Raw genomic sequence first — 25,816 nt, 5'->3', positions numbered from 1 at the left:
TTTTTGACCTCTGGGTCATGTTTTTAGCGATAAGATATGTTTTAAGTGCGGTTGATTACCCCTTTGTACAGCAAAGGATAACGGCGTAAACGTTTACCGATATAATCATCGGCAAGAATTTGCGCACACACTTCGTCTACACCGTTACTGGCTTCAAAGACCCAATCGAAACGTTCTATTGCTAGCAAGAAACCTCGTTTGAGAAAGCTTTGTTCGCGATAAAAGTCCAAGTTTTTACGAATGATGTCTAACTTACGAGGATCATCCTTCAGTGCGCTAATTACCTCATTTATGTAAGCAACTTGCTGCTTTGATTCAGCTTTTACACGTCGCGACATTGTTAAGTTAGTGCTCCTCGTTAGCAATAAATTGAATTTTCTTTATAAAGTCGTCTTTATTCTTCTCATGTTGGTAATCAAGGTGATAAGTATTATGAAAACCAAAGCGAAGCAAAACACCACTGCCTTTTAAGTAAACGGTGTAGCCATCAATATCAGAGAAAGCGCAAATGCCTTCATAGAGCTTGCCGTCTTCATGGTCTTCACCGTGTTGGATAATTTTTTCGTAAACAGAAAGAATTAATTTACCGTCTAATTCATTTTTCATGATGACTCCTTTTATTCTCAGTACGTTAAATACCTATAAAAAGTTTAGTGCTATTTTGTGTAATGTGAATATTCATACGCCAGTGTTTTGCGTTAGGTCATTAAAAAACAAAAAAAGTGCCGTGCGTGTCGAAAATTTACAATACCTTAGCGACACCCCACCACTAAACTGTTTTCTATTTGCAGGTGACCGTATGAGCCGTTTAGCTATTACAATTTTATTCACGTTACTTATGAGTATAGGAAGTCCGTTGTCAGCGCAACCTCCACTCACTTTACAAACCCACACAGGCGAAGAGGTTAGTCTTAATAGCCTATTTGGACAAAAACCTGTTTACTTAAAATTCTGGGCCACCTGGTGTAAACCTTGTATGCAGCAAATGCCACATTTTCAACGAAGTTATGAACAGTACGGTGATAAAATTCAGTTTATCGCTATCAATATAGACCTTAATGATAACGCGGATGCCGTTGCGAAAGTTGAAAACCAGTTTTCACTCACAATGCCTATGTACACAGACCATACAGCGAAGGTTGCAAAGCATTATGAGTTTTTAGGTACGCCTTTTCATGTCTTAATTGATAATAATCAAAATGTGATTTTTCAAGGGCATGATGCCGATCAGCCGCTCGATAATACGTTACGGTTACTCTCACACAATGGCCGAGTTGATAAAGTAAGGCTGCTTAATGAAAAGCAAAAGAGTGGCACGCAATTAGTGATCCCCAAAGACGCTAAAAAAGCGGTGTTGTTTACAACAACGTGGTGCGATTGGTATTTAGCTGATACCCGTCCACAAATGGCCAAGCAATGTGTACTTGCTCAAAAGTACATTAATGAACTTGCAGCACAGGGAATTGATGTGGAAGTAAAAGTGAGCCAGCTTTGGACAGACCACAATGCGGTCGCTGAGTATGTTAAAAAATTTACCGCCAATATGCCGGTTTCAATTGACTATGGTAATGATTTATTTATTGAATATGGGATAAATTCGGTGCCAAGTTTATTAATCTTTGAGAATGGAAAGCGTGTTGCAAAACGCGAAAAATTTTAGTCAAAACGCTGCGAATTTGCTTTGTAATTCACTGAATTTAGCCTATGCTCAAAGCTCATTTACTTGTGAGCTTAAAGCATGATTGATAAGGCATTATTAACAAAAACTCGCGAATTATCTGACCGATTAATCGCCCTACAAACTCCGATCAGAATTCTTGATGCGATTAATTGGGATAAACAGATCAAAGAAGAGTTTTTTAAACATAAATGTCAAAAAAACCCGACAGTTGACCAAGCCTATTACCAACAGCGTGACCTTGGTTTTGTGCCAAGTGATTTACGCCGAGCATTTTCAGATCTTAACCGCGATATCATCAGTCAACTCGGTCAGTTAAATCCTATTGCACAGTACATGAGTAAAATGTGCACAGAGTATAAAACCGTACTTAGTATGATTGAATATCGTGGAACCCCCGAGTTTCATGACCTGTCGGTGGAGTTATTTGGTCACCCAAAAGATTTATTCCATGCGGGTGAACCTTCGCTTGCTGAATTGGCTACGATGTTAGAACAACCTCTTAAAAGCATGCTTGATGCAGACATTTTACCCGATGACCCAAAAAATATTGAGGCAGTGGATGCGGTAAAGATTCTGGCTGAGCAAGTGAAGCAGAGTATGCCGGGTATAAATGTAGAAGTTATTTTAAGTGATGGTATTGTCAGTGATGCAGCAGCAGGGGCTGACAATATTAAGCTGAATCAAGATGTGAAATTCTCACAACGAGAACTTGATATTCTTGAAGTGCATGAAGGCTGGATCCACGTCGGCACCACGCAAAATGGTTTAGCTCAACCTTATTTAACCTGTTTAAGTAAGGGCACCCCAAGCTCAACAGTTACCCAAGAAGGCTTAGCTGTTTTGACAGAAATAATTACGCTTAAGTCAACACCAAGGCGGTTAGCTAAATTAGTTAATCGTATTCAAGGTATTACCAAAGTAATTGATGGTGCAGAGTTTGTTGATATTTATCGAGATTATATTGCGCAAGGGCTAAGTAAAGACGACAGCTATACGTTAACGCAACGTGTCTTTAGAGGAAGCACTGCAACGGGTCTGCCATTTACGAAAGACATTGCTTACATTAAAGGTTTTGTGTTGGTGTATAACTTGATCCGTGTTGCAATTCAGTTAGGTCGCATTGATCAATTACATTTATTGTTAGTCGGCAAAATCTCAATTGATGATTTTAGGCTTATCTCACAATTACATGACTTAGGAGTGATTGAAGATCCTAAATTTATTCCTCCACATTTCAAAGATTTAAGAGGTTTAGCTACGTGGCTCAGTTTCGGGCGTTTTATTGGCAACTTGTCATTTGAACAACTTGAGAATGACTATAAACCTTTGTTTATTTGAGAATAAAAAACTCAAAAGTAATGCAATAATTATATAAAGCAAATTCCATCTAAATTTAGCATATATCGTAAATTTTTGTTTACGATATATGCTTTTGTTTCTTTTATGTAAACAGCCTGGTTTTTCTTACAGCCCCCGTATAACCTCCTTTCCGCTAATTTACATGATGCTAACGTTATGTTTTTATTTTTGTTACTCATCTTACTGTTGTTGTAAACGATATAGTGATAGAAAAGATATGTTACATTTTGGTAACAATAACGAGAGGTGTCCAAATGGGATTTAATAATTATAAAAAAAGCATAATAGCGTTGACTATTATGGGTGCATTGAGCGCACACAATGTAATGGCTGCAGATAGTGCATCATCGGGCTTTTTAACAGGTGTTGTGGAATCTAGCCAGGGTCAGCAATTGTCAGGGGCTGTAATAGAAATAAAAAATGAAGAAACAGGCCTAACACGTACACTTGTTACATCAGAAAATGGCTCATACCGTTTTCCTCTATTACCAACGGGTTCTTATACCGTGTCTGTAAAAAAAGACGGTTATGTACTGGCTCAAGAGTCTGGTTTAAGAATCAATATGGGTGTTAAAACAAGTTTACCTGTGACGCTATACGCATCAGGAGAAAAACCTGAAGTGATTGAAGTGATGGGTAATCGAATTAGTTCAATTGATGTTTCATCAAGTGAGTCTGTTACTTTTGTTGACCAAGAATTATTGGCACGCGTACCAGTCGCACGTGATGTAACTTCAGTTGCATTATTAGCGCCAGGAACGACACAAGGTGATGCAGGTTTCGGTAATTTAGCATCATTTGGTGGCGCGTCAGTGGGTGAAAATAGTTACTATGTGAATGGCATGAACGTAACTAACTTCAGAAACGGTTTAGGTGGTGCAGATGTACCATTTGAATTTTACGATACATTTGAAGTTAAAACCGGTGGCTACTCTGCAGAATTTGGTCGCTCTACTGGTGGGGTAGTCAACGCGACAACCAAACGTGGTACAAATGAATTTGTATGGGGTGCGAGCACCTATTTCGAGCCAAGCTCAATGGCAGAAGACATTCCACAAACATACCGTACAGAGGAAGGGGTCGATCTTTACGGCACTGAATATTTTAATGGCGACCAAAGTCAGCGTAAAGTTGGTGAAAATGACTATAACTTATGGGCTGGCGGTTCAATTGTTGAAGATAAGTTATTCTTTTTTGGTTTAGTTAATTACAACGAACGTGTCTCTGACTATGCATCAACTTCTAATAAGTATGAACGTGAGTCAGGCGACTTATTTGTAGCACTTAAACTTGATTACTATATTACAGATGATCACATCTTAGAGTTCACGGGTTGGGATAGTTCAAGTGATCTTGATAGTATTAAATACAATTGGGATCCAGAGGCAAGTCAAATTACTAGCCGTCGAGGTGACTATACTTTAAAACGCGGTGGTAAGACTTATTCATTAAAATACACAGGTATTTTATCTGACACTTTAACGGTCAGTGCGATGGGTGGAATTAACGAAGCGAACTACAGTAATGTAAACGCTGGTTCGAGTCCGTTTGGTGAATACCCTATGGTTTACGAGCGCTTTAGCGGTACTGATTTAGGCGAGTGGGCCTTAAGCTCGCCTAGTTTACAAGAAGATAAACGTACTGCATATCGTCTTGATTTTGACTGGTATGCGACAGATTCTCATACACTACGTTTTGGTCTAGATTATGAAGAGCTTGATTCTACTGAGAATACTCAACGTTCAGGTGGTGTTGCTTATCGTTATCAAGGCTGTGATGATTTAGATGCTGTGAAAGCCGGTGATCCGTCTAGCTGTGGTGTGGTTCGCCAAGAGTTTTATATAAACAACGGTGATTTCACAACGAAAAGCTCTGCATACTATATTACTGATACGTGGACAGTGACCGATAACTTAACCCTATCACTTGGTTTACGTAATGAAACCTTCGAAAACTATAATAAAGAAAATCAAAAATTTGTTGATGTGTCAGATCAATGGGCGCCGCGCTTAGGTGCAAGTTGGGACCCATTCGGTGAAGGCGAGTTTAAAGTATTTGCAAACTACGGTCGTTACTTCTTACCAGTTGCAACAAATACCAACATTCGTCTAGCTGGTGATGAACTGTACACTCGTCAGTTTTTCGAAGTGTTAGGAATTGCAGATGATATTTCGAAGGCGCCTATTCTTGGAGAAGCATTGTCGGCAAAAGATATCCTTGCTGATGGTACGTTAAAAGGCACGGATGAAACAGTTAACGCTGACATTGAGCCAATGTATCAAGATGAGTTTATCTTAGGTTTCCAAACGGTATTAACTGAAGATTGGAGTATGGGTGTAAAAGCAACATACCGTGACTTGAAAAGCTCATTAGAAGATATCGCTATCGATAAAGGCTTTAACGATTATGTTGAGCGAGAGTTTGGTAGTTCATGTACCATGTGTGATGGTTTCCATTATTATGTACTAACAAATCCAGGTGAAGACGTAACAATTACCACTGACCCTGATGGCGATGGTCCACTTGCATACGGAGCCTACACGATTCCAAATTCAGATTTAGGCTATCCTAAAGCTGAGCGTCAGTATGGTGCTGTTGATGTGAACTTCAATAAAGCATGGGCTGATGGCTGGATGTTAGACTTTACCTACACATGGTCACATAGCTGGGGTAATAATGAAGGTTATGTTCGTTCAGATAATGAACAGACCGATGCTGGTTTAACAACTAACTTTGACCAACCAGGCTTAACGGATGGTGCGTCTGGTAACTTACCAAATGACAGACGCCATCAGGTTAAGATGCAGTTTGCTTATGAAATTACAGAAAACCTAACAATGGGTTCTAATTTCTTCTGGCGTACTGGTCGTCCTTATGGAGCATTTGGTCTACACCCAACTGATGCCTTTGCATCTTTATATGGTGCAGAAGCATTCTATAAAGACGGTGAGCTAGTGCCTCGTGGCAGTGCAGGACGCACACCAAACACTTGGAACCTAGATTTAAGTCTGCAATATAACATGAAAATTTCTGAGCATGACTTAACATTTAGAGCGGATGTATTCAATGTATTCAACAATGATGAAATAACGGAATACAATGAAACTGCAGAATTTATTTCAGCATATGATCCGGATTTTGGTGGTTATCGAGGTGCAGCTAACCCAGATTACTTGTTAGCAACTAACTATCAAAAGCCGCGTTATGTTCGTTTAAGCGCAAGCTTTAAGTTTTAAGACAGCACTCTAAGTCGTTTAATAATTAAAGCCTTTTCATTTGAAAAGGCTTTTTTAATAAAAAAACGCAGCTGGAATGAGCAGCTGCGTTTTGTAGAGTTAAGGCATGTTTGCCTTGCATGCTTTGTCGAGGAACTTGTTAACCTGTTAGTGCATCAACGTGTACAACATCGTTTAACACAATGACTTCTGCACGTTTAAAAAAGTTAAAGTCGGTTGCGGTTGCTAATGTATATGCACCCATCATGCGACTGATGATTAAATCACCGTTGTTTAGTTTTGGTAGCATAATTGACTCGCTTACTACGTCAATACTGTCACATGTTGGGCCTGCCAGTACCGATTCTACGCGCTCGCCTGACTGTTTTAATGAGTCAATCGGGTAACTCGCTTCGTCAAAAAGTAAACCACTGAATGAGCCATAGATACCATCATCTAAGTAATACCATGGTTTGCCTTCGCGTACAGCTTGACCCATGACTGATGCAACACTGGTGACGGCACCGGCAACAATAAAGCGGCCGGGTTCAGCAATTACACGAACGGTGTCTGGTAATTGCGCTAACGCGTCGTTTATTGGCGCACAAAACTCATCAATAGGCAGTACATCTTTGTTATAAGGCACAGGGAAACCGCCACCAATATCAAGCGTGCTTAATGCAGGTAATCCCAGCGCTGTCACTTCATTAATTACGTGGTTACATGCTGAAATTGCTGTAACGTACTTGCTTGGGTTTGCTGTCTGCGAACCAACATGGAACGATAAACCTTTAATACGAATACCCAGTTGCTGTGCGTAGGTAATAATGTCAATCGCCATTGCAGGGCTGCAACCAAACTTTTTCGATAAATCAGCAAATGAGTCTGCATTACGAAAGCTTAAGCGAACAAGAAGTTCAACGTCGTCTTTGTATGCAATGAACTTTTCGAGTTCGTTGATGTTATCAACCACAAACACATTGCAACCGTATTCAAGCGCATCACGAATGTCTGCATCGCGTTTTATTGGGTGAGTGTGAATAGTACGCTCACTGGGCACGCCTTGGTTTGCAACTAAATCAATTTCCCCACTGGTTGCTAAGTCAAAGCTTGCACCTTCTTCAAGTAAAGTTCGTACAACAGCAGCATGCGGGAGTGGTTTCAGTGCAAAGTATAAAGTCACACCCGGCAAAGCACGGCTTAAAGCTCGGTACTGTTGGCGAACAGACTCGCAGTCTAAAACCATTAGCGGGGCACCGTGTTGTGCAACTAATTGCTCAATAAGTTGATTCGACGATTGTGCAAAATGTAATGTTTGGTTTGCAGCAACCGTAGCTGCAGGTACTTTGATTGTTAAGTCTTGTGTAAGTGTTGAAATAGCCATTTTACTCTCCGGCAATTAAGCAACCGCTCGGTAAAAATGGAAGTCCGAGTCAGTTGAGTGTCATTAAAAGCGCACATATTTATACAGGGTGTGCAATCAAATTCACTCTTGGATAGTTGCTCTATCGCCTTGCTACAAACAGGGTTTGTAATGTACTCGGATTGGCTATCATCAAGAAGCAGCGAGATAATAGATCTGGTTTTTTATTTGTGCAATAAAATTTTTTAGGAAAATAAAAATAATTTTTTATTGTTATTTTTCAAGGGTGTAAATCGATTAATAATATTTATTCTATGGATTAATATTGTTTGTTAAACGAAAAAAATCCCCTTTAAAAAGGGGATTTATCAATTCTATAATTGCAGAACCTTGCCGCTAATTAGCGTGCATTGGTACTTTCAAATATTTTATCAGCAGAGGCCGCCACAAAGCCCGTGTAAAGTTCGCCATCGGGTTTTGGATAACGTAGCGCGAACTCGTAAAAACAGCTTGGTACTGCCATTTTACCATCACTAAATTCTACTTCACTGTCATCAGCTAAAGTTGATGATTGCTCAAGAAGTACCTCTGGTGAGCCTTTAATTTCACCGCCAGAGGTATTGAGTGCAAAGCCTGCGTCTTTCAATGCTTGGTTTACGCTCTCAATGTTATCAAACTTGGCAAGTTCGTTAATGCTAACTGTGAAGTGATTGGCACGGTAGCCCCATGCTGACATCCACGCTGCATATTCACTCTCAGCTAATAGTTTTTTGTAAGTGTCTGAGCTTACTTGCCAATGAGTCCCTGAGTATAAAAAGTTATCAGCATTGACGGCATCGGCATCAATTTTTTCTACCATGTCGTTAACAATGGCTTGTAACTCTGCTGAACATTGCTCTACAAGTAATTCAGAAATAAACACTTTAGGTTGTTTCGGATCTGAATGTTCATAGTGCTTTGCATACAGTTTTTTTGCTTCGAAGTGGTATTCACCACACTCTTTATAGCCCACGGCTAAGAAGTGGGCTGCGAGCTTTTCTAGGCCAATCTTTTCATGGTTAAAAGTTCGTAATGCAATGTGGTCGTTTATTACATCATCTTTTTGTGTCGAACCCAGTAACTCATGAACTTTCACTGCCGAAGGCGTAACTGATAAATAGTTATCCCATAGTTTTTCAAATAGGGCATTTACATCTGTGTGCATTTTAAATTCCTTCATTTAAGGCGGTAAGACCGCCAATCAATTATTCAATAATTAAGCCCGGCGCAAGGGTTTGAGGTAAGTTAACTTTGTCGGCCTCTACAGAAGCAACAGGGTATGCACAGTAGTCTGCTGCATAGTATGCGCTTGCTCTGTGGTTTCCGCTTGCCCCAATACCACCAAACGGTGCGGCGCTAGAAGCCCCTGTTATTGGACGATTCCAGTTAACAATACCAGCACGAATACGTTTTAAGAAGTGATCATAGTCTGCACTTGCATCACTTAATAAACCGGCAGATAAACCAAATGCGGTGTTATTTGCTTCTTCAATCGCGCTATCAAAGTCTGTATAGCGATATACCTTGATGAGTGGTCCAAAGTGCTCTTCATCAGGCATCTCTTTTACATTCGTCACATCAATAATTCCTGGGCTTACAAAGCCTGTGCCCGGTTGTAGATGTGTTAGTTCAACAAGGGAAGTTGCCCCCATTTCAATAAGTTGTTGCTGCGCAGCAACCATGCCAAGCGCTGCTTTTTCGCTGATCATTGCGCCCATAAATGGCTGCTCTTCACTAAAGCTATCTGCGACGACAATGTGCTTAGTTGCTGCCACTAATTTGTCTAAGATAGCATCACCATTTTGTGTATTCTCAATGAATAATCGGCGTGCACAGGTACAGCGTTGACCTGAGGTAATAAAACCTGATTGAATGATATCGTGAACCGCAGCGTTGATATCAGCGACATCTTTTACAATAAGCGGGTTATTACCGCCCATCTCCAGCGCTAAAATTTTACCTGGGTTGCCTGCAAATTGTTTATGTAATAGGTGACCTGTGTTTGAGCTGCCGGTAAAGAATAAACCATCAATATCTTTATGGCTGGCAAGGGCAATCCCAGTATCCACTTCACCTTGTACAAGGTTGATGACACCTGCTGGTAAACCGGCTTTTAGCCACAGTTTTAATGTAAACTCTGCAACATGAGGGGTCAGTTCAGAAGGTTTAAACACCACGGTATTCCCCGCTAAAATAGCAGGAACAATATGGCCATTTGGTAAGTGACCAGGGAAATTGTAAGGGCCAAACACTGCGACAACACCGTGTGGTTTGTGTCGAATAAACGCTTTGGCGCCTGGCATTGGGTTCTCGGTTGTGCCAGTACGTTCGTGGTATGCTTTAATTGAAATAGCAATTTTACCTGTCATCGCGCCTACTTCAGTGCGCGTTTCCCATAATGGCTTACCTGTTTCACGGGCAATAATTGTTGCAAACTCTTCGCTATGTTCTTTTAATTGGTCTGCGAAGCGCTCTAATACTGCAATGCGTTCATCAACGGTTTTGTCTGCCCAGTCTAGTTGTGCTTCTCGTGCTGCTTTTATGGCAGCATCCACTTGCTCTGCTGTGGCTGTTTTGCCTTGCCAAACAATATCACCATTGCTTGGGTTAACAGAGTTGAACTCGTGGCCTAGACCATGCTGCCACTGGTTATTTATTAATTGCGTATCTTGAGTTATTTGACTCACCGTAATCTCCTTAAGCGGCTACAGGCGGAAAAATCGCGCTGCATCCCCTTGTTTTAATTTAAGTGCATTGGCCACTTCTTGGCTGACAATAAGCGTGTGTTTTGCGTGGTTATAATGAGCATGCTTTGTGAATGTGGCTCTAAAGTCATTCACACCTTGATTGCAGATTGCCAATGTGTCTGAGCTTTTTTCGTTTATATGCGCCAGTTCAGCAATGGTAATAGGGCATACCTGTGATTCACGAACGCTGCGAATATTGCCAAGTTTTGCTTCTACCGTGGGGCCTGCATCGAATAGGTCAACATAGCCGCGATGCTCAAACCCTTCTTTTTCGAGTAGTTTGAGTGCTGGTTTGGTTTTTTCGTGCACTTTACCAATCACAGCTTGCGCTTTTTTGCTTAAAAGGTTGGCATAAATTGGGTATTTTGGCATGAGTTCGCTAATGAATACTTTATCGCCCAAGCCCACTAAGTGATCTGCTTGTGGGAACTCAATACTAAAAAAGTGTTCTTGTAACCATTGCCAAAAGGGTGAATGTCCTTTTTCATCACTGACACCGCGCATTTCTGCGATAACGGTGTCTGCAAAACGCTCACTGTGCTGCGCCATAAATAAAAAGCGCGAGCGTGATAAAAATCGTCCGGTTAACCCTTTACGGTTTTGCTCACGTAAAAATAAGGTACAAATTTCGGAACAGCCTGTGTAATCATTACACATGCTCAAAATATCAACCGTGTTATACACGTTAAGCGTGCGAGAATGATGGACTGTTTTACCTAAGTGATAATGATAAAGTGGGACCGACATACCTACCGCAGCCTCAATGGCTGTGGTACCAATGACTTGACCGGTTTTACTGTCTTCTAAAACAAATAAATAGGTTTCATCATGTGGTTTATTGATGTCTTTGGCAAAACTGCGTTCAGCGCGGTCAATTTTTTCTAGCAATAAATTGTCATCAACCGGGAGTGAGGTAAAACCATGGCCCGATTCAATGGCAATTTGCTTTAAAGCTGCAAAATCATTTGCAGTAATTGGACGTAATACTTGCATTCATTGCTCTCCGATGGCGTGCTGAATAAACAGCACGCCAACTTGGATTAACCGTTTACAACGTCTGCAACCGCTTTTTCAAAGCGTGCTAAACCTTCTTTGATATCTTCAAGTGGGATCACTAAAGAAGGCGTAAAGCGCACAACATTTGTGCCAGCAACTAGGCTCATTAAACCGTGCTGAGTGCTTGCAACGAGGAAGTCACGAGAACGACCTTCATATTTACTGTCAAGCACTGCACCTAATAATAGACCCTTACCACGTACTTCACTAAATACGTCGTATTTTTCGTTTATGGCTTTTAAGCCATCACGTAAAAGTTGTTCGCGTTCTTTAACTCCAGCAAGTACGTCTGGTGTGTTAACTGTATCGAATGCCGCTTCAGCTACAGCGCACGCTAATGGATTACCGCCATAAGTAGAGCCATGTGTCCCTACTTTTAGGTGCTCGGCAATATCAGCTTTGGTGATCATGGCACCGATAGGGAAGCCACCACCCAGTGCTTTTGCTGTTGTTAGGATATCAGGTGTTACGTCTAAATCTTGGTAAGCGTATAGAGCGCCTGTGCGGCCAACACCCGTTTGTACTTCATCAAAAATGAGAAGTGCGTTGTGTTTGTCACATAATGCGCGGACCCCTTTAATAAAGTCGCTAGTTGGCGAAATAATACCGCCTTCACCTTGCAAAGGTTCCATCATAACCGCACATGTGTTGTCGCTGATAAGCGCTTCAAATGCGGCAAGGTCATTGTAATCACAATGATCGATGGCAGCTGGTTTTGGACCAAAGCCATCAGAGTACGCCGCTTGACCACCTACCGTTACAGTAAAAAATGTACGGCCATGAAAGCCTTTATTAAAGGCAATAATTTGATTCTTTTGTTCACCATGTACATCTAATGCCCAACGACGCGCGAGTTTTAAAGCTGCTTCGTTTGCTTCTGCCCCTGAGTTTGCAAAATAAACCTTATCAGCAAAGGTCGCATCAGTGAGCTTCTTAGCCAAACGCAATGCCGGTTCGTTCGTCATTACATTTGATAAATGCCAAATTTTCTCGCCTTGCTCTTTTAATGCATTAACAAGGGCAGGGTGACAATGACCTAAGCAGTTCACTGCAATACCACCTGCAAAGTCGATAAACTCTTTACCGTTTTGATCCCACACGCGTGAACCCTCGCCACGAACTGGGATAACCTCTGAAGGGTTATAGTTTGGCACCATTACGTCGTTGAATAATTCTCTTGTTACTTGCATGTGTTGCACCTAAATCTGGCTTAATATGAAAAAATTAAAATTGCAAAAACTAGGTTAGTTAAGCCGTTCCTGCCTAGTTACGCACGATGAGATTATTTTTCTTATCAATTATTTATATTATCTGGTTTGCGAACTTAAATTTGCAGTGCTATTTTGTGTAAATTGACTAAAATAAAAAGCAAATTGACGAAAGAATTAAACAAAATGATAACTCCTCAAGATGAAAAGTTGCTTGCGATATTAAAAACTAACGCTCGCGCAAGTGTGTCGGATTTAGCAAGGGCCTTAAATTTATCACGCTCTACGGTACAAAGTAGGATGTTAAGGCTGGAAGAGTCGGGTGTGATCAAAGGGTACAGTGTTGATTACGGTGATGCCTATTTAAGTCAAATGGTCTCAGCGCATGTATCAATTAAGGTGAAACAAAAGTTAACCACAAAAACGAATATAGAACTGAAGCAAATTGACGCAATTTCTCAGCTTTATGCGATTAGTGGTGAATTTGATTTGATTGCAGTCGTACAAGCTCAAAACCTCGAAAAATTGAGTCATTTGCTTGATGATATAGGTAATCTAGATGGAGTAGAAAGAACAACTTCGTCGGTAATATTAGAAACAAAGTTTAAGCGCTAATTGAGCCATTTAGCGCTTAATGTTGGGTTAGTTGCTTGCTTTACGAATAACTTTCTTTTCAACTTCATCCAGTTTTATGACGTAGGCATTGCCGCCAATGCCTTTAAATTCTTCATCGGTAAACACGATGGTGTTGTCATCATAAAAGGTGACAGCCTCTTTTTGAGTAACGATACCAAGGTCGATACGTGATACATCACCCGAAAAGAATTTGTCTTCTTTAAAGTTTTCAAATAGCCAGATACTTGTTGAATCGAGAAGAACCAACTTAGTTCTATCGGGGCTTAAAGCCGCGGAGGTGATCCAACATAACTTTTCTAATGTGGTACAGGTCTGAAATGAATCAATCAGCTCAGCGTCAAAATTAGCAGCGTGATCACCTACTTTATAGACATTCGTTATACCATCAAATGGTTCTGTTCTATTTTTAGTAAATAAGTATAAATGACGACCGAAGGCGACAAAGGCCTCTAGGTCAAAATTTCGTTTGTCAGGCTCAATAGGGGTGCCATCCATTTCTGGATAGGTGAATTTGATGATTTCGGCTTCAGTTGTGTCCCCTTTGATATCAATGGGGTTTTCGATTTTATAAATTGTTAGCCATTTTCTGTCGTTTTTATTATTGCCGAAATCGCCTAAGAAGAAATGCCCGAAGGTGTTTTGGGTCATGTCCTCCCAGTCAATGTTTTTGGCATTAGTGACAAGGATTTCTTTGGCAATTGAACCATCTTGGTTAAGGCGGTATAACTTGGGCTTATCGCCACTGTCGTTTATTGCCCAAAGCCGTTTGTATTTATCAAATTCAATACCAGAGATTTCTTTGACTTTAGGATCAACAGTTAATCGCTTTTTACTGTAAAGGGTGTAAATAGAAGACCCGACCAGCGCTGCAACAACAGTCACGGCAAGGATAAAAAAGGTGAATACGCTTTTCTTTAACATTAACAAGGAAATGGCTTTGGAAGATGTAAAGTAGTATACCCTACAATCTTTATCTTTGTATATTCCATACCCCAGTTCCTGTCGCGGCCATAAAGTTAATATTGTCTTGCAAGACTTTGTGTCCAACATTCACTGATGATTCTGGGTGGCTGACTAAATAACCTTGTACACTGCGTATCCCCATTGATTTTACGAGTTCAAACTGGGCAAATTCTTCGACACCCTCAGCCACAATTTTTAGTCCTAATTTATGGCCAAGCTCACTGATTGAATGCAGTATTTCATTGTATTTAGGATTGCTATTCGCTTGGGCAATAAACAGACGATCGAGTTTAATGACGTCGATTGGTAAATCAGCCAGCGTGCTTAACGAGCTAAAACCCGTGCCAAAGTCATCAATTGCAATAGTGACGCCACTGGCTCGTAATTTCTCAAGTTGCTGAATAATGTGTTTACTGGCTGTAATAAGTGTTGATTCGGTTATTTCTAACATTAAGGCACTTGCAGGCAAGCCTGTTTTAGCCAATATGTTCATTACCCAATCATACACAGCGCGGTGTTTAAGTTGAATGCCTGATATATTCACCGATATTTTAACTTTTTTCATCCCTGCGTTATACCACGCTGACATTTGTCTGCATGATTCGAGTAAAATCCAATCGCCTAGTTCGAGGATCAGGTTAGATTCTTCGGCAATAGGAATAAACTCAGCAGGTGCGATTGCGCCTTCTACCGGATGATCCCAGCGGGTGAGAGCTTCGAAGTAATCGATAGTGCAGTTTTCTACGTGCACAATTGGCTGGAACGATAAATGAAAGTTCTCGCAGGCAATCGCCAAACGCATTTCTTCAAGTAAATAGTGATAACGGCGCATTTTATTGCCCATTTCGGGGGAGTACACCTTAAAGATACCGCGACCATCTGTTTTAGCGCGATACATTGCAACATCGGCCATTTGTAATAATGCATGGGGCGTTGCTGCACTATCAGGATAAACGGCAATACCAATACTGGCACTAATTTTAATCAGTTTATTGCCGAGCACAAAATCGCGTTCGATTTCTTGCAATACATTTTGCGCAATTTCTAGGGCTTTATCTTTGTGGTCGAGCTGACTTATAAAGATTGAAAACTCATCACCGCCTAGACGCGCTAAGTTTTGTTCAAGCCCATTTGTAGCAGACACATTATTAAGTTTATGGTGGCGTACCACACTGGTTAAACGGGCTGCAACTTGAATAAGCACTTCGTCACCAAAGCTGTGGCCGAATGAATCGTTAACTTGTTTAAACCCGTCTAAATCGATGAATAATAACGCGCAATTTAACTTATCGATTTCAGCCAGACTTAATTGCCTTGTTAAATGTTCAATATAGGCATGGCGGTCAATTAACAGCGTTAATTTGTCTTGGCAGATACTGACCTGCGATTCGTGGGTGTAGGTCGTAATGTGTGAGCTTAATGTATGAATGTGTGTTTTTAGCTGGCTTACTATTGGTTGGCTTGTATCGTTATTACGCGCTAAATGTAAGGATTTGAGAAGGTTTGATAGTTGATTATTGAGCTCAGTTAAGGTGTGTGTATCGTTTTCTGTTTGTCTTTTTATATTGATAAGCCAACTAATCGCTAAACCGAGCAATAAAAATATACTGATATTGATGGGCAAGAGGAGCGTTGACCAAAACAGGGATGATGCACTGATAGTAATAAATGAAGTGGGTGTTGATTTGACTACAACATACTGCAGCTCATCTTTGTTAATGAGTTGCTGACCTCTAAACACCATATTATACCACGGTGCAGATTCTAGCTGAGTGTTTACTTTTGGCTGAGATTGTAACTGCGTATTATTATTGAAATGCACTAAATCATTAACTTGTTTCGTTAATAAAATATTTAAACCATACACAAATGCAATTAAGGTAATAATACAAATAGATAATGTACGAAACGCGTTGGTCATTAGTCGCTACCATCCCGGGTAAAATAGTTTTTAACCCACTTCTGAGTTTTTCCAGTATATTGTTTGTCACTAAAATAGACAAAGTCTTTTTAATGTAATTAATTTGTTAATAGTTTTGCAAGTGAAAAATTTTGCATCTACGTTAGTGTTTTTACTCTATTTTTGACTTAAATTTTATTCACTTTACCCCTGTCTACTTGTTAACTACTTTTATGAGTATGCGCTGATCAAAACAATAAAAGAGCCTGAAAATTAAGTGTATTTTATTTTCAACTTGGTTCGGTTATTGCTCTTATTGAATAAGCAATATGATTTTGAGTACTTTTATTTATTTTGCGCACTGAAATGGTGCGAAAAATAAAAAATTGCACTGTCATAATGCGTAAATATAGATTTGATTTACTAAAGCAAAATGCATGCTTTAGATTGGACGTTGTTTTAAATCATGTAACGCACAGCCTCCGTCTGTTGAGTAGTTGAACACGGCACTGTGGCAAGGATTAATTTACCGATTGGTTGAATTGGAGCCCACTATGTTAAGTAAACGTTTTTTTAAGACTAAAGACGAAACAGAAGTCACCTTTGAATTTCAGCACCCTGATGCTGAAGATGTGCAATTAGTTGCTGAATTTACAGATTGGCAACCTGTGCCAATGAAGTTCAGTAAAAAAGAACAAGTATTCAAGTGTAAGCAACGTCTGCCGTTGGATAAAGAATTTCATTTCCGCTATCTGATCAATGGCCAAGTTTGGGATAACGATCATCAAGCTGATGGGTATATTCCAAACGGTTTTGGTACCGAAAACAGTATTGTTAACACTCAACGCGCTTAGGTGTATTAATGCAGTCACTTGCGCAGTTATTTTATCTGCATGGTATCGGTTACGAATATACAAAGTACACTGGCGAGCACGTCGTTTTTGATGAAAGTACGCGCCGCAGTGCACTCAGTTGTTGTGGTATCGATTGCACTGATACAGACACCATTAACCAGCTCAACTTTGCCCTGGATGCAGGAACGTGGTTAACGTTATTACCTAACGTTAGCCTTATTGAGTCAGATGAGCCCTTTTTACGAGTGCGAGTTGATGAGCGTCTTTTATCACGCGGCTGTGAGTTACGCCTGCCATCGCTCGATATTGTTGTTAGTCGAGAGAACTTGCACGAATTGAGCGTGACAGGTGATTACCGTTTTAATGATATTCGTTACCTTGAAGTAGCGCTTCCCTTACCCGACATGCCCATAGGCTATCATGATGCTGTGATTACAGTGGCTGATCAAGAAGCACATTCTGAGCTGTGGATCATGCCAAAACAGTGCTTTACAGTGGATGATAAAAAGCGCTTGGGTGTGTCGATACAGCTATATAGCCTATTTAACGCGCACGGTTTAGGTATTGGCGATTTTGCAGATTTAGCGTCGCTAATGCGCGAAGCTGCGGCCAATGGTATGGATTATATTTTATTAAATCCATTGCATTTATTGTTCGAACACAGCCCTGAGCGTGCCAGTCCGTATAGCCCTAATAGTCGTGCGTTATTAAATCCGCTTTATATTGCATTGTCATTATGCGAAGACGCTAAAGATAATTTGGCACTTGAAAAGCTGCTTAATGAAAAACCGCAAGGCACCGATACATACATTGATTACACAAGTGTCAGTGATTTTAAATACCAATTATTTAGCTGTTTGTATCATCACTTTCGTGAGACAGCATCGGTTGAGCGTAAAGCGCAATTCGAAGCATTTTGCCTAACTCACAAACACAGTTTAGCAACGCTGGTGGTGGGTGATAATGAATACGCAAGCTACTTGCAATGGCAAGCGCATTTACAGCTTAACCTATGCCAGCAAATAGCGAATGAATGTGGTATGGATATTGGTCTCATCAACGATTTAGCGGTGGGGTGTGCGGGTGACGGCAGTGAATACCGTAGCCAAGATGAGCTATTTTCTCATGGTGCAAATGTTGGCGCACCGCCAGACCCATGGGCTGAACAAGGACAAAACTGGGGCTTACCTGCACTCAACCCGCAAAAATTAAGTAAAGATAATTTTGCGTTTTATCGATCGCTTATTCGCGCCAATATGGAAGATGTGGGTGGGTTGCGAATAGACCATGTTATGGCTATTCGCAGGCTCTGGTGGTGTTTTGATAATCAAGGCCAACAGGATGGTTGCTATGTTTATTACCCTTTTGAGCATTTGTTAGCTATTTTAAAAATAGAGTCACACCTTAATCAATGCGTCGTTATAGGCGAAGATTTAGGGGTTGTGCCCACCGAAGTGCGTGATGCATTGAAAAGCAGTGCTATATATTCTAATGGCTTATTTTACTTTGAAAAAGATCACAATGGTGAGTTTTTAGCCAGTGAACATTTTGCTTCACATAGCTTACTGATGATTGCAAATCATGATGTCCCCCCCTTTAATGGCTGGTGGACAGGGCACGATATAACTGTTAAACAACAGTATAGCTTAGTTGATGAAGCGCAAAGCAACGCCTTGCTCGAAGCCAGAAAGATTGAAAAGCAACGTATGCTTAATTTCATCATGCGCGAAACTTCTCAGCAGCTGACCTTAGATACAGAGGCCTCTGTAGTATACCAAGCATTAGCATGTTGCCTTGCGGCAGCACCCGCTCGATTGTTTACCATTCAGATAGATGATTTAGATCAGCAAATTTTACCGGTGAATATTCCCGGAACGGATAAAGAATACCCCAACTGGCGGCGCTTATTGTCGCGCCCGACGCAGCAAATTATGCATTCGCAGCAGTCATTTTTAGCCAGTTTAATTTCTATAAGGAATCAATAAATGCGAAGTCGTGTTCGTCAAGAGCAAAGTGCACAACCACTGATTTATCAGTCGCAAATCGAGGCGTTGTCAGCAGGTTGTTTTAAAGATCCTTTTAGTTTCTTAGGACCGCATAAAATTAATGATAGCCGTTATGAAGTGCGCTGTTTTTTACCGGGTGCCACTATGGTATCTGTTGTTATGGGGTCGCAGCAGATTGCAGCTCAAAGGCAAGGGGAAAGTGATTTATTTGTAGCAACGATTGATTGCACATCAGTCCCTGAGTACCAGTTAGATGTGAGTTACGCCGACAAAGCGAGCCACAGACACTACGATGAATATAGTTTTGCGAGCACGCTCGATGAACAAGCAATGTATTTGTTTAATGAGGGCAGTTTAGAGCATGCTTATCGCCATTTTGGCGCGCATTTTACTACACAGCAAGGTGTAGAGGGCGTGCGCTTTACCGTATGGGCGCCAAATGCTAGCAGCGTATCGGTTATTGGTGAATTTAACTTTTGGCAACGCCAGCGTCACTTTATGCGTTTTCACCCAGCAAGTGGCGTATGGGAGTTATTTATTGCAGGGCTTAAAGAAGATCAGTGCTATAAATTTGCAATAACTACTCTAATGGGTGAAGTGCTCGATAAAGCCGACCCGTTTGCATTTAAAATGCAGCAAGCACCGGGTACAGCATCGGTTTTACACGCTAGCAAAGCAACCGTAAAACTTGATGAGCACGCCCTTAAAAATCGTGCAAAGCGTAACAGTATTGAATCGCCTATTAGTATTTACGAAGTACATGCGGGCTCTTGGCAGCGCAGAGATGATAGTAGCCGGTATCTAACGTGGCGTGAATTAGCTGATAATTTGATTCCCTATACCAAAGCACTCGGGTTTACTCACTTACAGTTAATGCCAATTAGTGAATACCCGTTTGATGGTTCGTGGGGCTATCAGCCTGTTGGTTTATTTGCTGTGACAAGTCGTTACGGTAGTTTTGACGACTTTGTTTACTTTGTACAACAATGCCATGAGGCTAACTTAGGGATTATTCTTGATTGGGTCCCAGGGCACTTTCCAAGTGATCCCCATGGCTTACATCGCTTTGACGGCTCGCACTTATATGAACACGCCGATATACGGCAAGGATTCCACCCAGACTGGAATACATACATTTATAACTACGACCGTGCTGAAGTGCGCAGCTTTTTAATAGCCAATGCCATGTATTGGTTACACGAGTTTGGCATTGATGGCTTACGGGTTGATGCCGTGGCATCCATGCTTTACCTCGATTATAGCCGTGAAGAAGGGCAGTGGGTTGCGAACCAATATGGTGGGCGCGAAAACCTCGGAGCAATAGAATGTCTAAAGCAAGTTAATTTGCGCTGCTATGCTAATAACCCCGGCATAATGATGGTTGCTGAGGAATCGACAGCATGGCCAGGCGTAACCAGACACGTTGAGCATGATGGCTTAGGATTTGGCTATAAGTGGAACATGGGGTGGATGAACGACAGTTTGCACTACATGCAACGCGATCCTTTGTATCGTGCTCATCATCATCATGAAATGACATTTTCGATGGTGTATGCCTACAGCGAAAATTATGTCTTGCCATTAAGCCATGATGAAGTAGTGCACGGCAAAGGTTCCTTAATTGAAAAAATGCCGGGTGATGACTGGCAGAAATTTGCAAATTTACGCGCTTACTACGCCTTTATGTGGGCTCACCCAGGTAAAAAGTTGTTATTCATGGGAGCTGAGTTTGCCCAGCGTCGAGAATGGAATCATGATCAATCTCTTGACTGGCATTTACTGGAGCACACGAGTCATCGTGGTGTTCAAGAAACAATAAAAGCGCTCAATAAAGTGTATTGCAATACACCCGCACTTTACGAGCAAGATACTAGCCCCGCGGGGTTTGCGTGGCTCGATAGCAACAACTCAGCACAAAGCATTTTTAGCTTTATTCGTTATGCAAAACAAGCTGATGATTTTGTTGTGGTTGTGAGCAACTTAACCCCACAGGTTTACCATGATTACGTTATCGGGGTGCCAAAAGCAGGGCGTTATCAAGTGATCTTGAATACAGACAAACCCGAATTTTTTGGCTCAGGGGTTGAGGTAACAAGCGATCCTGAACAGATTATTTTAACTCAAAATATGCTCAATCATGGGTTTACACAGAGCGTGGTCGTGTCATTACCAGGCCTTGCAACTGTGTACCTTAAGAAGGTGAGCGATGAGTCATAGTGTTGCACTTGAAACAGGGGTAACGATGCCGTTAGGCGCCTCGGTGCAGGGGGATGGGGTTAACTTTGCCGTCTATGCACCCCAGGCACACAGCCTATCTTTATGCTTATTTGACAGCAGCGGTCATTCAGAAATTCTCACACTGCCCATGCGAATGAATGAAGGGGGAGTGTGGACATTACGTGTTAGTCCTTTAAAAGCCGGTGCGTTGTATGGCTTTCGAGCTGATGGTGACTATGCACCTCAAAAAGGGTTATTTTTTAATCCTCATAAGTTATTGCTCGACCCTTATGCACGCGACATTTATGGCGAGTTTACGTGGAGCGAGCGCCACTACGGGCAGATGCCGGTTGGCACATTAAGCACTGTGAACAACGCGATAGATATGCCTAAATCACGCGTTAGAGAGCTTGCGCTTTACAAGGGCACTAAGCCACAGCACAGTTGGGGAAAAACCGTCATTTATGAGTGTCATGTAAAAGGCGCGACCTGTCGCCACCCTGATATACCGAAAGCGTTGCAAGGCAAATTTTTAGGCTTAAGCCACCCTCGTTTTATTGAACACTTGCGGACTTTAGGTATCACGTGTTTAGAACTTTTACCTATTCATGCGTTTATTAGTGAGCAATTTTTAACGGCTAAAGGGCTGCAAAATTATTGGGGCTACAACACGCTTAATTTTTTTATCCCACATAAAGACTACTTGGTCGACGATGATATTAGCGAGTTTCAAGAGATGGTCGCTGAGCTGCACAAAGCTGATATCGAAGTCATTCTAGATGTCGTCTATAACCACACCGCAGAAGCTGGCACTGATGGGCCGCTATTATCTCTACGTGGGTTAGATAATCTGGGTTATTACCGAACGGTTGCCGATAAGCCACAGCATTATATAAATGATACGGGCTGCGGAAATACGCTTAATATCGATTCACCACGTGCTTTGCAATTGGTGCTTGATAGCCTGCGTTATTGGGTAGAAGTAATGGGGGTTGATGGTTTTCGTTTTGATCTGGCCACCATACTTGGGCGCAATCCAAATGGCTTTAATCATGCGCATGCTTTTATGCAAGCTGTTAATCAAGACCCTGTTTTAAATAAAGTTAAATTAATAGCAGAGCCTTGGGATATAGGCCCAGGTGGTTATCAGCTCGGGGCATTTCCAGCGCCTTGGCGCGAATGGAACGACAAATACCGCGACACCGTAAGACGTTTTTGGAAGCAAGAACAAGGTGTAATAGGGGAACTTGCTAAGCGTTTACATGGCTCGTTTGATTTGTTTGAACATAACCTGCGTGGACCCCTTAATAGTATTAACTTTATCACCAGCCATGATGGATTTACCTTGGCTGATTTAGTGAGTTATGAACAAAAACACAATGAAGCGAATGGCGAGCAAAATCGCGATGGACACAGTGCGAATCATTCCTTTAATTGTGGTGTAGAGGGGTATACCAGCGACCAAGCTATAAGCAAATTACGCTTGCAACAGCAAAAAAATATGCTGCTGACTTTGTTACTTTCCAAAGGGGTGCCTATGCTTTCTTTAGGAAGCGAAATGGCGCACTCGCAAGGCGGTAATAATAACGCTTATTGTCAGAATAATCGTACTAGTTGGCTTGCATGGAAAGAATCGCAATTTAACCATCCATTGACCCGATTTATTGATGATGTGCTTAGATTACGCAAGCAATTTAGCGTTTTTCAGCACCCTTTCTTTGTGCATGACGGTGACCCTCGTTATGCCGTTGCGTGGTTTACAGAATCAGGCACCGATATGCAACAAGATGACTGGCATCAGAGCGACCGTCAATTTTTAATGTATAGCCTGACTGATAAGCACACGAAACAAGCTTTACTGATTATTTTAAATGCTGGCTCCTTGCCTATCACTTGCCAATTACCGCGCTTATCAAGCGGTCAATGGTCTTTGGCACTTACCAGTATTCATTCGGTTTCGACAGCGAATGTTGACACCGAACAACAGATTGCTGCGATGAGCAGCTGGGTTTTTACCGCCGATTCAGAGGACTTAAGTCATGACTAAAAAAGGTGAACAAGCATGTGTTGTAAAAGGATGGCAAGATGCGCCTATTATTGATAAAAGCACCTTAGAGGATGACCTATCACGCCATTTTTATTACACCTTAGGGCGTGACAAAGTGGGTAAGTCACAACTGTATTTATACCATGCACTGGCGTTAACTATTCGCGACAGGCTCGTGGCGCGATGCCGTGACACAAAACAGCAAATACATGAACAAAAACGCCGCAAAACTGCTTACTTATCGCTGGAGTTTTTGATGGGGCGTGCACTGGGTAATGCGATTTTAAATCTTGACCTTGATGAGCAGGTAGCAAAGGCATTGCAACAGTATTGTACTGAGCTTGAAAGTGTTGCCGAAGCTGAACATGATGCAGGGCTTGGGAATGGTGGTTTAGGTCGCTTAGCTGCGTGTTTTTTAGATAGTTGTGCCAGCCTTGCGCTACCTGTTATTGGTTATGGCATTCGTTATGAATATGGCATGTTTAATCAAGCGATAGAAAATGGTCACCAAATTGAACAGCCCGATAATTGGTTACGCGAAGGCCACCCATGGGAGTTAAGCGCACCAGAGCAGTCTAAGCGAATCAAATTTTTTGGTCATGTAGAAAGTTACACCGACAAGCAAGGGCGTGTGCATCGTCAATGGCTCGATACCCAAGATGTCTTGGCGGTGCCATATGATGTGCCGATCCCGGGCTACAAAAACGATATTGTAAACACGTTACGGTTATGGAAGTCAGAGGCAACCGATGAGTTTGACTTGAGTGAGTTTAATGCGGGCAGCTACTCAGAAGCGGTGGCGCGTAAAAATCTCGCTGAACAAATCACCATGGTGCTTTACCCCAACGACAGTAGCGAAAATGGCAAAGAGTTGCGTTTACGTCAGCAGTATTTTTTATCGTCTGCCAGTATTCAAGATGTGGTTGATATTTGGGTAAACAAGTCAGGTGAAAACTTTGATGAGTTTGCTGACTACCATGTTTTTCAACTCAATGACACTCACCCCAGTATTGCGGTTGCAGAATTAATGCGCGTGTTAATCGATGACTATGAACTTGATTGGGATAAAGCGTGGCACATTACGACAAAAACCATGGCGTATACCAACCATACCTTGTTACCAGAAGCCTTAGAAAAATGGTCTGTGTCATTATTTTCGCGCTTATTACCGCGCATTTTAGAAATAATTTACGAAATTAATGCCCGTTTCCTCGCCGACGTCGCACAAGCATGGCCGGGAGATGTGGCTAAACAGCGCACCCTTTCTCTGATTGAAGAGGGCCCAGAGCCACAAATTCGCATGGCGTACCTTGCGATTGTCGGCAGTTATTCTGTCAATGGTGTTGCGGCGCTTCATACTGAACTATTAAAAGCCGGTTTATTTAATGACTTTTATCAATTATGGCCGGAAAAATTCAACAACAAAACCAATGGTGTTACGCCGCGTCGGTGGCTTGCCCACTGTAATCCAGAACTGACTAAGTTACTGAACAGCAAAATTGGCGATGAATGGGTGGCTGACTTTAGCAAAATTGGCCAATTGCGCCGATATTACGACGATACCGAATTTCATACACAGTGGCAGGATGTTAAATATGCCAACAAACAACGTCTTGTTGAGCTTGTAAAAAGCCGATGTGGTGTTGAGTTTGACGCCACGATGATGTTCGACGTGCAAGTTAAACGCATTCATGAGTACAAGCGCCAATTACTTAATGTTTTGCATATTATTCATTTATACGACCGGATTCGTCAGGGCGATACAGAAAACTGTGTGCCACGTTGTGTACTCCTCGGGGGGAAAGCTGCGCCAGGTTATTACATGGCGAAGAAAATTATTAAGTTAATTAATAATGTGGCTGAAGTCATTAATAAAGACCCCCTTGCAAAGCCATACTTACGGGTTGCATTTTTACCTAATTACAACGTCACCGCGATGGAAACGATTTGTCCTGCAACCGATTTATCTGAGCAAATATCAACAGCCGGTAAAGAAGCATCGGGCACTGGTAACATGAAGTTTATGATGAATGGCGCGTTGACGATAGGGACATTAGATGGTGCAAATATTGAAATCCGTGATGCTGTAGGTGCTGATAATTTCTTCTTGTTTGGCGCCCGAGCAGAGCAAGTTGACGATATAAAAGCGCACTATAATCCGGAGCAAGTTATTTATCAGACCGAAAGCTTATACAAAGTAATGCAACTCTTAGAAAGCGGTCATTTTAATTTATTTGAACCAAACTTATTCGACGACATTATTGCTGCGATAAAGAGTCCGCACGATCCATGGCTTGTAGCCCATGATTTTGCCAGCTTTGTTCAAGCGCAAGAGCAAGTTGAACAAGCCTATTTAGACAGCGCACACTGGACCAGAATGAGTATCTTGAATACTGCTGCCAGTGGCATGTTTTCAAGCGACAGAACCATTGGTCAATACAGCGATGATATTTGGCATTTGGAACCACTTTTAGACACGAGCGCACAGCAACACACACAGAAAAAAAGCAGCTAACTTAAGACGG

At 41.6% G+C, this 25,816-nt stretch carries 18 protein-coding genes; 9 read left to right on the top strand and 9 right to left on the bottom strand.

The window, feature by feature from the left end:
* Positions 1-41 precede the first annotated feature (41 nt).
* On the bottom strand, positions 42-338 hold the full coding sequence (locus JIG41_RS05895; RefSeq protein ID WP_051501861.1) for a hypothetical protein: 297 nt from the start codon (positions 336-338) through the stop codon (positions 42-44).
* A gap of 7 nt (positions 339-345) precedes the next feature.
* The gene (locus tag JIG41_RS05890) at positions 346-606 is read right to left on the bottom strand and encodes a DUF3081 domain-containing protein (RefSeq protein ID WP_036972083.1); all 261 of its coding nucleotides are present in this window, start codon (positions 604-606) and stop codon (positions 346-348) included.
* 193 nt (positions 607-799) lie between these two features.
* Here JIG41_RS05890 and JIG41_RS05885 point away from each other — a divergent pair, with 193 nt between their 5' ends.
* The 3 genes from JIG41_RS05885 (at position 800) to JIG41_RS05875 (ending at position 6,276) form a co-directional block, all read left to right on the top strand.
* The gene (locus JIG41_RS05885) at positions 800-1,660 is read left to right on the top strand and encodes a redoxin domain-containing protein (protein WP_074988811.1); all 861 of its coding nucleotides are present in this window, start codon (positions 800-802) and stop codon (positions 1,658-1,660) included.
* A gap of 78 nt (positions 1,661-1,738) precedes the next feature.
* Positions 1,739-3,019: a flavohemoglobin expression-modulating QEGLA motif protein gene (locus JIG41_RS05880; protein ID WP_036972081.1), complete on the top strand. Its 1,281-nt coding sequence runs from the start codon at positions 1,739-1,741 to the stop codon at positions 3,017-3,019.
* A gap of 275 nt (positions 3,020-3,294) precedes the next feature.
* Positions 3,295-6,276 carry a TonB-dependent receptor gene (locus JIG41_RS05875; protein WP_036972078.1) on the top strand — a complete coding sequence of 994 codons (2,982 nt, stop codon included), beginning with the start codon at positions 3,295-3,297 and terminating at the stop codon, positions 6,274-6,276.
* Positions 6,277-6,415: 139 nt separating this feature from the next.
* Here JIG41_RS05875 and JIG41_RS05870 read toward each other — a convergent pair whose 3' ends face one another.
* From JIG41_RS05870 to JIG41_RS05850, 5 genes are all read right to left on the bottom strand, one after another.
* Positions 6,416-7,639 (bottom strand): type III PLP-dependent enzyme, encoded by a 1,224-nt coding sequence (locus JIG41_RS05870; protein ID WP_199524412.1) that lies wholly within the window; start codon positions 7,637-7,639, stop codon positions 6,416-6,418.
* A 379-nt stretch (positions 7,640-8,018) separates the two neighbouring features.
* Positions 8,019-8,822 (bottom strand): DUF1338 domain-containing protein, encoded by an 804-nt coding sequence (locus JIG41_RS05865; protein ID WP_036972074.1) that lies wholly within the window; start codon positions 8,820-8,822, stop codon positions 8,019-8,021.
* A gap of 40 nt (positions 8,823-8,862) precedes the next feature.
* Complete coding sequence (gene astD, locus JIG41_RS05860; protein ID WP_182396772.1) at positions 8,863-10,335, bottom strand: succinylglutamate-semialdehyde dehydrogenase; 1,473 nt, start codon at positions 10,333-10,335, stop codon at positions 8,863-8,865.
* Positions 10,336-10,362: 27 nt separating this feature from the next.
* Complete coding sequence (astA, locus tag JIG41_RS05855; protein ID WP_036972072.1) at positions 10,363-11,397, bottom strand: arginine N-succinyltransferase; 1,035 nt, start codon at positions 11,395-11,397, stop codon at positions 10,363-10,365.
* 47 nt (positions 11,398-11,444) lie between these two features.
* Positions 11,445-12,650, bottom strand: a complete 1,206-nt coding sequence (locus JIG41_RS05850) for an aspartate aminotransferase family protein (RefSeq protein WP_199524411.1) — start codon at positions 12,648-12,650, stop codon at positions 11,445-11,447.
* A gap of 204 nt (positions 12,651-12,854) precedes the next feature.
* Here JIG41_RS05850 and JIG41_RS05845 point away from each other — a divergent pair, with 204 nt between their 5' ends.
* On the top strand, positions 12,855-13,283 hold the full coding sequence (locus JIG41_RS05845; protein ID WP_036972068.1) for an Lrp/AsnC family transcriptional regulator: 429 nt from the start codon (positions 12,855-12,857) through the stop codon (positions 13,281-13,283).
* Between the two features lie 27 nt (positions 13,284-13,310).
* Here the strand turns inward: JIG41_RS05845 and JIG41_RS05840 are convergent, their stop codons facing one another.
* Both JIG41_RS05840 and JIG41_RS05835 read right to left on the bottom strand, forming a co-directional pair.
* On the bottom strand, positions 13,311-14,225 hold the full coding sequence (locus JIG41_RS05840; RefSeq protein ID WP_036972067.1) for a hypothetical protein: 915 nt from the start codon (positions 14,223-14,225) through the stop codon (positions 13,311-13,313).
* Between the two features lie 49 nt (positions 14,226-14,274).
* On the bottom strand, positions 14,275-16,188 hold the full coding sequence (locus JIG41_RS05835; protein ID WP_199524410.1) for a bifunctional diguanylate cyclase/phosphodiesterase: 1,914 nt from the start codon (positions 16,186-16,188) through the stop codon (positions 14,275-14,277).
* 533 nt (positions 16,189-16,721) lie between these two features.
* Between JIG41_RS05835 and JIG41_RS05830 the strand changes: the two genes are divergently transcribed.
* The 5 genes from JIG41_RS05830 to JIG41_RS05810 are packed head-to-tail and all read left to right on the top strand — an operon-like array spanning position 16,722 to position 25,806.
* A complete protein-coding gene (locus tag JIG41_RS05830; protein ID WP_036972063.1) occupies positions 16,722-17,021 on the top strand; it encodes an isoamylase early set domain-containing protein in 300 nt (99 codons plus the stop codon).
* A gap of 8 nt (positions 17,022-17,029) precedes the next feature.
* Positions 17,030-19,006, top strand: coding sequence for a 4-alpha-glucanotransferase (gene malQ, locus JIG41_RS05825; protein ID WP_199524409.1), 1,977 nt, complete (start codon positions 17,030-17,032; stop codon positions 19,004-19,006).
* Complete coding sequence (gene glgB, locus JIG41_RS05820; RefSeq protein WP_118844852.1) at positions 19,007-21,244, top strand: 1,4-alpha-glucan branching protein GlgB; 2,238 nt, start codon at positions 19,007-19,009, stop codon at positions 21,242-21,244.
* A complete protein-coding gene (gene glgX / locus JIG41_RS05815; protein ID WP_065979027.1) occupies positions 21,234-23,291 on the top strand; it encodes a glycogen debranching protein GlgX in 2,058 nt (685 codons plus the stop codon). Before glgB ends, glgX begins: the two co-directional genes overlap by 11 nt.
* The gene (locus JIG41_RS05810; protein WP_199524408.1) at positions 23,284-25,806 is read left to right on the top strand and encodes a glycogen/starch/alpha-glucan phosphorylase; all 2,523 of its coding nucleotides are present in this window, start codon (positions 23,284-23,286) and stop codon (positions 25,804-25,806) included. Before glgX ends, JIG41_RS05810 begins: the two co-directional genes overlap by 8 nt.
* The last annotated feature ends 10 nt before the right edge of the window (positions 25,807-25,816 follow it).

The organism is Pseudoalteromonas sp. bablab_jr011 (assembly GCF_016464045.1).
Classification (GTDB): domain Bacteria; phylum Pseudomonadota; class Gammaproteobacteria; order Enterobacterales; family Alteromonadaceae; genus Pseudoalteromonas; species Pseudoalteromonas lipolytica.
Note: the sequence above shows the minus strand (reverse complement) of the source record. Positions and strands in the feature narration are given on the sequence as shown.

What these genes read in the sequence shown, in the direction of transcription:
- glgX (WP_065979027.1), top strand. Translation starts at nt 21,234, where the DNA reads ATGAGTCATAGTGTTGCACTTGAAACAGGGGTAACGATGCCGTTAGGC.
- JIG41_RS05880 (WP_036972081.1), top strand. Translation starts at nt 1,739, where the DNA reads ATGATTGATAAGGCATTATTAACAAAAACTCGCGAATTATCTGACCGA.
- JIG41_RS05840 (WP_036972067.1), bottom strand. Translation starts at nt 14,225, where the DNA reads ATGTTAAAGAAAAGCGTATTCACCTTTTTTATCCTTGCCGTGACTGTT.
- JIG41_RS05850 (WP_199524411.1), bottom strand. Translation starts at nt 12,650, where the DNA reads ATGCAAGTAACAAGAGAATTATTCAACGACGTAATGGTGCCAAACTAT.
- glgB (WP_118844852.1), top strand. Translation starts at nt 19,007, where the DNA reads ATGCGAAGTCGTGTTCGTCAAGAGCAAAGTGCACAACCACTGATTTAT.
- JIG41_RS05865 (WP_036972074.1), bottom strand. Translation starts at nt 8,822, where the DNA reads ATGCACACAGATGTAAATGCCCTATTTGAAAAACTATGGGATAACTAT.
- JIG41_RS05895 (WP_051501861.1), bottom strand. Translation starts at nt 338, where the DNA reads ATGTCGCGACGTGTAAAAGCTGAATCAAAGCAGCAAGTTGCTTACATA.
- JIG41_RS05870 (WP_199524412.1), bottom strand. Translation starts at nt 7,639, where the DNA reads ATGGCTATTTCAACACTTACACAAGACTTAACAATCAAAGTACCTGCA.
- JIG41_RS05845 (WP_036972068.1), top strand. Translation starts at nt 12,855, where the DNA reads ATGATAACTCCTCAAGATGAAAAGTTGCTTGCGATATTAAAAACTAAC.
- JIG41_RS05875 (WP_036972078.1), top strand. Translation starts at nt 3,295, where the DNA reads ATGGGATTTAATAATTATAAAAAAAGCATAATAGCGTTGACTATTATG.
- JIG41_RS05885 (WP_074988811.1), top strand. Translation starts at nt 800, where the DNA reads ATGAGCCGTTTAGCTATTACAATTTTATTCACGTTACTTATGAGTATA.
- JIG41_RS05830 (WP_036972063.1), top strand. Translation starts at nt 16,722, where the DNA reads ATGTTAAGTAAACGTTTTTTTAAGACTAAAGACGAAACAGAAGTCACC.
- malQ (WP_199524409.1), top strand. Translation starts at nt 17,030, where the DNA reads ATGCAGTCACTTGCGCAGTTATTTTATCTGCATGGTATCGGTTACGAA.
- JIG41_RS05890 (WP_036972083.1), bottom strand. Translation starts at nt 606, where the DNA reads ATGAAAAATGAATTAGACGGTAAATTAATTCTTTCTGTTTACGAAAAA.
- JIG41_RS05810 (WP_199524408.1), top strand. Translation starts at nt 23,284, where the DNA reads ATGACTAAAAAAGGTGAACAAGCATGTGTTGTAAAAGGATGGCAAGAT.
- astA (WP_036972072.1), bottom strand. Translation starts at nt 11,397, where the DNA reads ATGCAAGTATTACGTCCAATTACTGCAAATGATTTTGCAGCTTTAAAG.
- JIG41_RS05835 (WP_199524410.1), bottom strand. Translation starts at nt 16,188, where the DNA reads ATGACCAACGCGTTTCGTACATTATCTATTTGTATTATTACCTTAATT.